The sequence below is a fragment of the Mycobacterium sp. genome, assembly GCF_025933915.1.
Classification (GTDB): domain Bacteria; phylum Actinomycetota; class Actinomycetes; order Mycobacteriales; family Mycobacteriaceae; genus Mycobacterium.
On the sequence record NZ_JAICZA010000175.1, the window covers coordinates 1 to 8,521 of the forward strand.

An 8,521-nucleotide genomic window follows, 5' to 3' on the forward strand; every position below is an offset into this window, starting at 1 on the left:
AAGACGGGCCCGTGTCGAGGACCCTCACCGCAGTGCTCCCGCTCGCGCGGCGTCTACGCCACAACAACTTCTCCAACCAGCCGGATACAGATCACAATCGTACTTTAATTTTTGTGACCCGATGTTTAGGGATCCCGACCGCGGGAACGCCCTCGGGCACCCAAACCGATGCGATCAAGTCCCACCAAGCGCAGAGATGAGGACTAACATCGATACCGTGCGCGTGACGGAAGAAACGTAGCGACCGGCGCTTCGTTGGGGCATAACACTTGCCGAGCCTGCGATGCGGAAGCTAGTCGCAACACTGACGGCCGTTGGGGCCTTGATGCTCAGCGGGGCGACCGCACACGCCGAGAACCAGCCGGCACCGCCTCCTCCGGCCCCTCCGTTCTACGCACCGAAGTGCCTGAGTTTCGACCCCAATCCGCCCGCGCATTGGAACTACCTGCCGTGCGGATGGACAACGGATGGCAAGCGGTGGATTCCACTGCCGCCGCCGTGACCGGTAACCCGTGACGTCACCTCCGCGAAAACCCCTCAGCCGCTGACTAACTGGCTTTGAGGTGTCCGCCTCCCCGGCAGCTAACGCCGCAGACGCCCGCATCCCCCCGGGCGTCTGCGAGCGAAAGCGCCTGGTCAATGGGGAGCCCACTGCAGTCCAATCCGTTGACCACCAGGCCCAGACTGATCGCGCCGTCCGCGCGGGTGCTCTCGATGCATACCTCGATGTCCCGAAGCCCCGGCCTGCCCACGGTCCAGAAATCCGGGCGGTGCCCATCGAACACCGTGTGGGCATCCGTGCCGTCGATGTTCTCCCGTGGGGAGAGTTCGCCCGCCGATGAGGTGGGCACATCGTCGGCTAACGCCGCCGCGGCGAGAGGAGTGAGCGGGTCGGCGAGGCCGCAACAATTGTCGTGATACTCCAAGGCGATCATCGTCGCCCTCCTCTCACTAGGCCATCGTATCTTCGACGGCGACGTTTTTACGGGAGCACCGTGTGCATCAGCATCACGTCGTACGCCGACCACAGCGACAGGTTGAAATACAGGTCCCGTCCCGACGACCACGGATGGATCATCGGCGCATAGATGCCGCCGGGCATTTGGAACGAGGACACCAGCGGTTGCGGGGGACTCCACGGTCCCTGCGGCGTCGGGGCGGTCCTTGCGATGACGTCGTTGCTGCCGCCGTCGGTGTAGAGCACCAGGTATTGCTTGAGATAGCTGTTGTACTGGGCCGACATCTCGCCCACCGGCCCCGGGAAAATCGGCGTCGCCGCGCCCGGATTGTTCGCGACCCAATGACCGCCGTTGTCGCCGTTCCAGTATTGGTACTTGGTCAGATCGGGTAATTGATTCGGTGGAACGCGCGACAGGAATGCCGCACCGCCACGTCCCGACGGAGTCCCGAATTGGTAGACGTAACCGTCGTTACCCTTCAAGAACGCGCCCATCTGGAAATTCTCATTTCCAGGTGTAAACCCAGCCCCCGGAATGGCATCCCCAGACGCCGTACGAATACTGGTCGGGAAAACCCCCCAGTTCTGGCCGTTGTCGTTGGACCGGGCGATCGCCGAATAGTTCGTCGACCATTCGCCGTCACGGCCCCACTGACGGATGGACATGTAGCTCATGTACTGGGTTCTGCCCATGGACATCGCCGCAGTCGGAATGATTCCCGTCTCGTGCGCCGCCTTGTGGATGGTGTTGACGACCTGTTTGGAAAGTCCGGGCGCCCACACCGGTGAGCCGGAATACTTGTCGTTCGGCACGCCATCGGCGATGTGGATTCCCTTGGACAGATCGCGATCGTTGCTGCGGAACAACGTGTTGTAGCGCCACTGTTGACCGTGCACCTTGCAATAGCCGAAGGTGTCACCGAAGGCCATCAGCACCTGACGGTTGGCGGGATCGCCGTTGTCCCAAGCAATCCCGAGGTCGGTGCCGGAGATACCGAAGCGTTGCAGCGTTTTGTTGGGCCCGTCCGGTCCGGTCACCCAGTCGACGAGCGAGGTCGGGGCGCCCGCGATCGAAGGAGGCGGCGGCCCCGGCTCGGGCTGCGGCGCGGGCATCGGGGCGGCGTTCGGCCGCAGCGGGTTGGCATTCGGCGGTTGCGGAACCGCGGGCGCGGGGGGGTTGGGTCCCGGCGGCAACACCTCGGCTTGCTGTTGCAGCGGTGCGGAGGGTCCGGGTCCGGGCGTCGGCCCCTCGGCTCGCGGATGCACCGGCGCGGAGTAGCGCTGCCCCGGAGTCGCCGGCTTGAGCAACGAGGAGATCAGCGGACCCAGCCTCGGTAGCGGCGCCTGGTCATTCGTGTGAGTGGGCCTGCGCCCGGTCGGCGGCTGAACGACCGGCTGCGGCGCGGGCATGGCCGGCTGCGCGGCGGGAGGTTCGACGTTCGCTTCGGGAGCGCCACACGGTGTGGCGTTCGCAGTAGGCGCGGGCCCCACCACAAGGACGAATCCGATAGCGGCCGCCGACGCCATCGATAGCGACACACTTCGAAGAATCGCCGACATGTAACACCTTTCGAGGGGCAGGACACCGCGTTGACGTCCGTAGTTGGCTCATGTGACGATAGTGACCTGCGGGGCATATGTGACCAATGATGAGCCGATAGGTATGCATCCGTGACCGTGTCGCAACGCAGCGCGTCCCGGCCGAATCCGCCTTTCAAATAATTAGCTGACAATCGATATACCCAGATGGAAAAGTTTTATCGGTTTGCCGTCGCCGCGGCCGGTTGAACTGGCTGGCAATCCACAGGTGTCACGATGGACCGCGGACCGACGCCGCCCGAGTGCCGAGTCGCGCGGGTGTCGGCTGGCCGCGACGAACCGGCGCCGCTTACCTGCGATCGCGGGAGGCGCCGAGATTGTGGCGAGCCGCCGCCAAGGTTTCGGCTACTTTGCTGGACGGCCGCCAAACGAACGGCCCGCGAGTGCGTATATCGGCTCGCGCCGCAGGCTTCGGAAGCCATGTTGCGGCTTGGCCCCATCGTTGTGCCGCCCGGCTCCGCACCCGCGCAAGCGCACCTCATCACCGCAGCTCAGGCTTCCAGCCGGTGGCATCCCCGCGCGCTCTGCGCGCACCCGGAAAGCGTGAATCGTCGTCAACTTCGACCGGTGCCATCGGCGCGCCGACGTCAAAGAGATTGAGGCCGCATGTTTGTCGGCACCCATCGGGGGCAATGATCCAATAGTAGGCGCGCGCGTCGGCCGGCCTTCGCGCCCGCCTAGGTCCCGTCGGTTCAGCCCGAGAGCCGACGGGGCCGCCCTTTTGGTCCTGCCGGGGACTTCCTCCGGTCCGGCACCCGGCCCCCAAAGGGGCCTCAACAACCCGGTCGTCCAGGGGTACCGTCGGCGTATGGATCGGTCGACCGATGTGTGGATTCTCGGCGGTTACCAAAGCGATTTTGCTCGCAACCTCACCAAGGAAGGCCACGACTTCGCCGCGTTGACCGCCGAGGTCATCGGCGCCACGCTGGCCTCGGCCAAGATGGACGCCGCCGACATCGGGGTGGTGCACGTCGGCAACGCCTTCGGCGAGATGTTCGCCCGACAGGGCCAGCTCGGGGCGATGCCGGCCACGGTTTGCGACGGCCTCTGGGACACCCCGGCGTCGCGACACGAAGCCGCGTGCGCCTCCGGCAGTGTGGCGGCGCTGGCCGCGATGGCCGATCTGCGATCGGGCGCCTACGACACCGCGCTGGTGGTGGGGATCGAGCTGGAGAAAACGGTTCCCGGCGACACCGCCGCGCAGCATTTGGGGGCCGCGGCATGGACTGGCCACGAGGGGGCCGACGCGCGCTACCTGTGGCCATCCATGTTCGCCCAGGTGGCCGAGGAATACGACCGGCGCTACGGACTGGACGACGCGCACCTGCGGGCCATCGCCCAGCTCAACTTCGCCAACGCACGGCGCAACCCCAATGCCCAGACCCGTGGGTGGACCGTCCCCGATCCCATCACCGACGATGACGCGGCCAACCCGATCACCGAGGGCCGGCTGCGACGCTTCGACTGCAGTCAAATGACCGATGGCGGAGCGGGATTGGTGCTCGTCAACGACGCCTATCTGCGCGATCATCCGGATGCGCACCCGGTCGGTCGCATCGATGGCTGGGGCCATCGCACCGTCGGGCTGGGTCTGCGGCAGAAGCTGGACCGCGCGGCCGAAGATCCGTACGTGCTGCCGCATGTGCGGGCCGCGGTGCTCGACGCGCTGCGCCGCGCGCGGCGCAGCCTCGACGACGTCGACGGGTTCGAGGTCCACGACTGCTTCACCCCCAGCGAGTACCTGGCCATCGACCACATCGGGTTGACCGGTCCGGGCGAGTCGTGGAAGGCCGTCGAAAACGGCGAGATCGAGATCGGGGGCCGGCTGCCGATCAACCCCAGCGGCGGACTGATCGGCGGCGGACACCCGGTGGGCGCCTCCGGTGTGCGGATGCTGCTCGACGCGGCCAAGCAGGTCAGTGGCGCAGCCGGCGACTATCAGGTCGACGGCGCGCAAACCTTCGGCACCCTCAATTTCGGCGGCAGCACCGCCACCACCGTGAGTTTCGTTGTCAGCAAAGGCCTCTGCTGATGGATGTCGAGATCGTCGGCAAGTTCCTGTCCACCCTGCCCGAGGACGACGACCACCCCTACCGGACGGGACCGTGGCGCCCGCAGACCACCGAGTGGGACGCCGACGATCTGGTCGCCGTCGACGGCGAAATCCCCCGCGACCTGGACGGCATCTACCTGCGCAACACCGAAAACCCGCTACACCCCGCGCTGAAGACCTACCACCCGTTTGATGGCGACGGCATGGTGCACGTGGTCGGCTTCCGGGACGGAAAGGCCTTCTACCGCAACCGTTTTATCCGCACGGACGGGTTCCTGGCCGAGAACGAGGCCGGTGGGCCGTTGTGGCCGGGTCTGGCCGAGCCCGTGCAACTGGCCCAGCGCCAGCACGGGTGGGGCGCGCGAACCCGGATGAAGGACGCGTCGAGCACCGACGTCATCGTGCACCGCGGTATCGCGCTGACCAGTTTCTACCAGTGCGGCGACCTGTACCGACTCGATCCGTACTCGGCCGAAACCCTCGGCAAGGAGGCCTGGAACGGGCGCTTCCCGGTCGGGTGGGGTGTGTCCGCACATCCCAAGGTGGACAACAAAACCGGGGAGCTGCTGTTCTTCAACTACAGCAAGCAAGACCCGTACATGCATTACGGTGTCGTCGACGAGCGCAACGAGCTGTGCCACTACGTCGACATCCCGCTGCCCGGGCCGCGTCTCCCCCACGACATGGCGTTCACCGAAAACTACGCCATCCTCAACGATTTCCCGCTGTTCTGGGATCCCCAGCTGCTCGAGCACGACGTGCATCTGCCGCGCTTCTACCCCGACATCCCGTCGCGGTTCGCGGTGATCCCGCGCCGCGGCGGGACCGAGGACATTCGCTGGTTCGAGACCGACCCCACGTTCGTGCTGCATTTCACCAACGCCTACGAGGTTGGCGACGAGATCGTCCTCGACGGCTTCTTCGAGGGCGATCCGTCGCCGCTGGATACCGGTGGGACCAAGTGGGACAAGCTGTTTCGCTTCCTGGCCCTGGATCGCCTGCAGGCTCGGCTGCATCGGTGGCGCCTCAACCTGGTCACCGGCGCGGTGAGCGAAGAGCAGCTTTCGGAATCCATCACCGAGTTCGGGACCATTAACCCCGACTACGCGGCCACCGACTACCGCTACGCCTATGCCGCCACCGGCAGGCCCGGCTGGTTCTTGTTCGACGGCCTGGTCAAACACGACCTGCTCACCGGGACCGAAGAGGGGTTCTCGTTCGGGGATAGCGTCTACGGCAGCGAGACCGCGATGGCGCCGCGCGTCGGCGGCACTGCCGAAGACGACGGCTACCTGGTCACGCTGACCACCGACATGAACACCGACGCCTCGTATTGCCTGGTGTTCGACGCCGCCCGCGTCGGCGACGGTCCGGTGTGCAAACTCCAACTTCCGGAACGTATTTCCAGCGGCACGCACTCGACATGGGCACCCGGGTCCGAGTTGCGGCGCTGGGGCAGCGCCGACTCGGCCGCGCACGCCATCGGATTGTGATGAGCGCCGGCCAGCACAAGCATCACCGCACGACGCACTGGCCGGCGCGGTTGGCGCCGATCGGCGCCATCCGTTTTGCGCGCCGCTCCTCGCACTTCGGGGAAACCGTGCGGTTCTACCGCGATCTGGTGGGGCTGCCGCTCTATGAAACGTTCGAGGACAGCTACGGCAGCAACGGCGCGATCTTCGGGTTACCCAGCTGGAACCTCACCATGGAGATCGTCGAGGCCGTCGACGCCGTCGCGGTGGACCACCACGAACAGCTCTGCCTGTACTTTCCCGACCCACAGGCGCAGCAGGCGGCCCTTGCCCGGCTGCTCGCCGCGGGCGTCGAACCCGTGGACCAGCATCCCTACTGGGCGGCGACGGGTGCGGCGACCTATCGCGACCCCGATGGGCGCGAAATCGTGTTCGTGCCCTTCGTATTCGGCGTCAACGAGCCCGACAACAGCGCCGCCTCGGGGAAGCACGAGTTCCCGTCGTCCTGACGGCTCAGCGCCCCGACCGGCCGGAAGTCAACGCCGCGATCACGGCGGCGATCGAGCATACGACGGCGCACACCGCTGCGCCCGCACCGACGTAGAGGCCGTATTCGGCCGACACCGGCGGGTTGACGTTGAGCTGGTAATACCACACCGTGAGCGCCACGATGAGCAACGAAATCAACAGTGCGGCAACCGAAGCGGTCTTTACCGACAGGCCACGGCCCAGCATTGCGCCGGCCACCAACAGCGTCGAGGCCAGCAGCACGATGAGCTGACCGGGACCGAACCCCCGGGGGAGTTCCAAGTTGCCGTGGGCGCCTCCGATGGCGTTCGCCCAGCCCCCGCCGTTGACAGCGGTCCTCAGCCACGGCAGCCACACGCTGGCCGAAACCACCACGGCGAAAAACGCCACCAGCCAACCGGGGCGCAGTCGGCGAGTCATGGTAGCGAGGTTAACCGACTGCAGCGCCGGCCCGGGTCAGCGAGCGCCGCGCTCGCGTGGCGCCGCCGTTGTCGCCGGACACGCCGGCGCCTCGCCCGCCATCCGGGGCGTCAGGCCTGCACCGACGACAGGTTGAAGAGGGCGCCCGTCGGATCGCTCGCGGCGGCCAGCCGTCCATACGGGGTGTCCTCGGCGTCGCGCACCACCGCGCCGCCGTTGCCGGTGATCGCTCGCAGGGTCTTGTCGACGTCTTCGGCGCCGAAGAAGATCACCCAGTTCGACGGGATGCCCTGCGGCAAGATCGCGGCGCCGTCCATCACGCCGAGCAATTGCTCGTCGCCGAACCACGCTGTGGTGTACCGGAATTCGTCGGTATCGGACACGGGCTCGGTCCGCCAGCCGAGGACATTGCGGTAGAAGTCGAGCGCCGCCCGGTAGTCGCGGGTGGTCAGTTGGTGCCAGACCGGGGCGCCGGGCGCCCCGATGAGCTCGAAACCTCGGTGCTCCGACGGCTGCCACAACCCGAACGTCGCGCCCGCGGGGTCGGTCACCAGGCCCATGTGGCCCTTGGCGGGCACCTCCATCGCCATGCACACCGAACCGCCCGCCCGGGTCGCCGCGGACAGTGTGGTGTCGATGTCGGCGGTGTGGAAGTAGGTGGCCCAGTGGTCCGGCGACTCGGCTTCGGGGCGGTTGGCCATGATGCCGGCGACGGGATGGCCGTCCTTGGCGACGTTGACGTATCCGCCGTACTCGGGTCCGGCGGATTCGAACGTCCAACCGAAGACCGTGCCGTAGAACTCCTGGGCGCGGGCGGCGTCGGATGTGGTCAGATCGATCCAGCATGGCGCGCCCAGCGGGGCGCTGTCACGGATAGGCACGGTGACCTCCCTGGTCGTTTCCTGGCCCCGGGAAAAAGGGGGTTCACCACTATCGACTGCCGCCGGGCCGAAAACTCATCGGCGCAGGCGATCAGCGATGAGCCCCGCCGTCTCCGTTCGTGCCCGGGTCGGCTCTGGTGAACACCGTGACGAAGTTCCCCAGCGATTGGTTGATGTCGCCGCGCAGTGCGGCGGCGACGATCATGCCGATCGGGCCGAACAGCGCCGGGCCGCCGAGGTGCACGTCGAAGCTGACGACGGAGCCGTCCTCTTTGGGCTGGATCTTGGCCATCAGCTTGACCTTGACGCCGCCGACGCCGTCGCCGTCGAGCGTCATGCCCTCGGGCGGCTTGTAGCGCACCACCGTCCATTTGATCCGGTTGTGCATGCCCTTGACCTCGACGATCGACTCGACGACCGAGCCCTTTTCGATCTCGTCGGGCAATGTGCTGCGCCACACCCGGTGGATGGTCAGCCAGTCCTTGTAGCGGGACAGGTCGGAGGCATGCCGCCAGGCCACCTCGGGTGGCAGCGGGACATCGATGGATCCGGAAAGCTTGGCCATGGCTCAGTTCTGCTGGTCGCCCGTGTCCGCAGCGCCGGTGGCCTT

General features: G+C 66.6%; 9 protein-coding genes. 4 read left to right on the top strand and 5 right to left on the bottom strand.

The features are described from left to right. Positions 1 to 283 precede the first annotated feature (283 nt). A complete protein-coding gene (locus tag Q0W90_RS20905) occupies positions 284 to 502 on the top strand; it encodes a hypothetical protein (protein WP_297595731.1) in 219 nt (72 codons plus the stop codon). Positions 503 to 548: 46 nt separating this feature from the next. Here Q0W90_RS20905 and Q0W90_RS20910 read toward each other — a convergent pair whose 3' ends face one another. Both Q0W90_RS20910 and Q0W90_RS20915 read right to left on the bottom strand, forming a co-directional pair. Continuing rightward, positions 549 to 935, bottom strand: a complete 387-nt coding sequence (locus tag Q0W90_RS20910; protein ID WP_297595730.1) for a hypothetical protein — start codon at positions 933 to 935, stop codon at positions 549 to 551. Between the two features lie 47 nt (positions 936 to 982). After that, a complete protein-coding gene (locus Q0W90_RS20915; RefSeq protein ID WP_297595729.1) occupies positions 983 to 2,518 on the bottom strand; it encodes a DUF4185 domain-containing protein in 1,536 nt (511 codons plus the stop codon). An 847-nt stretch (positions 2,519 to 3,365) separates the two neighbouring features. On the opposite strand from Q0W90_RS20915, the gene Q0W90_RS20920 reads away from it, so the two are divergent. From Q0W90_RS20920 to Q0W90_RS20930, 3 genes are read left to right on the top strand one after another with little or no spacing between them, the layout of a single operon-like run. Continuing rightward, a complete protein-coding gene (locus Q0W90_RS20920; RefSeq protein WP_297699063.1) occupies positions 3,366 to 4,589 on the top strand; it encodes an acetyl-CoA acetyltransferase in 1,224 nt (407 codons plus the stop codon). Continuing rightward, positions 4,589 to 6,103, top strand: a complete 1,515-nt coding sequence (locus Q0W90_RS20925; RefSeq protein WP_297699061.1) for a carotenoid oxygenase family protein — start codon at positions 4,589 to 4,591, stop codon at positions 6,101 to 6,103. The genes Q0W90_RS20920 and Q0W90_RS20925 overlap by 1 nt, the downstream gene beginning before the upstream one ends. Then, positions 6,103 to 6,591: a VOC family protein gene (locus Q0W90_RS20930; protein ID WP_297776325.1), complete on the top strand. Its 489-nt coding sequence runs from the start codon at positions 6,103 to 6,105 to the stop codon at positions 6,589 to 6,591. The genes Q0W90_RS20925 and Q0W90_RS20930 overlap by 1 nt, the downstream gene beginning before the upstream one ends. A 4-nt stretch (positions 6,592 to 6,595) precedes the next feature. Here Q0W90_RS20930 and Q0W90_RS20935 read toward each other — a convergent pair whose 3' ends face one another. The 3 genes from Q0W90_RS20935 to Q0W90_RS20945 all read right to left on the bottom strand — a co-directional run bounded on the left by Q0W90_RS20935 (position 6,596) and on the right by Q0W90_RS20945 (position 8,476). After that, positions 6,596 to 7,030 (bottom strand): hypothetical protein, encoded by a 435-nt coding sequence (locus tag Q0W90_RS20935; protein ID WP_297595725.1) that lies wholly within the window; start codon positions 7,028 to 7,030, stop codon positions 6,596 to 6,598. A gap of 110 nt (positions 7,031 to 7,140) precedes the next feature. Continuing rightward, on the bottom strand, positions 7,141 to 7,911 hold the full coding sequence (locus Q0W90_RS20940) for a VOC family protein (protein ID WP_297776327.1): 771 nt from the start codon (positions 7,909 to 7,911) through the stop codon (positions 7,141 to 7,143). A gap of 91 nt (positions 7,912 to 8,002) precedes the next feature. Further along, a complete protein-coding gene (locus Q0W90_RS20945) occupies positions 8,003 to 8,476 on the bottom strand; it encodes an SRPBCC family protein (RefSeq protein WP_297699056.1) in 474 nt (157 codons plus the stop codon). Positions 8,477 to 8,521: the final 45 nt, after the last annotated feature.

Bases quoted from the DNA above. Each gene is read 5' to 3' on its own strand.
- Q0W90_RS20915 (WP_297595729.1), bottom strand. From the start codon at position 2,518: ATGTCGGCGATTCTTCGAAGTGTGTCGCTATCGATGGCGTCGGCGGCC.
- Q0W90_RS20925 (WP_297699061.1), top strand. From the start codon at position 4,589: ATGGATGTCGAGATCGTCGGCAAGTTCCTGTCCACCCTGCCCGAGGAC.
- Q0W90_RS20930 (WP_297776325.1), top strand. From the start codon at position 6,103: ATGAGCGCCGGCCAGCACAAGCATCACCGCACGACGCACTGGCCGGCG.
- Q0W90_RS20935 (WP_297595725.1), bottom strand. From the start codon at position 7,030: ATGACTCGCCGACTGCGCCCCGGTTGGCTGGTGGCGTTTTTCGCCGTG.
- Q0W90_RS20920 (WP_297699063.1), top strand. From the start codon at position 3,366: ATGGATCGGTCGACCGATGTGTGGATTCTCGGCGGTTACCAAAGCGAT.
- Q0W90_RS20910 (WP_297595730.1), bottom strand. From the start codon at position 935: ATGATCGCCTTGGAGTATCACGACAATTGTTGCGGCCTCGCCGACCCG.
- Q0W90_RS20945 (WP_297699056.1), bottom strand. From the start codon at position 8,476: ATGGCCAAGCTTTCCGGATCCATCGATGTCCCGCTGCCACCCGAGGTG.
- Q0W90_RS20905 (WP_297595731.1), top strand. From the start codon at position 284: ATGCGGAAGCTAGTCGCAACACTGACGGCCGTTGGGGCCTTGATGCTC.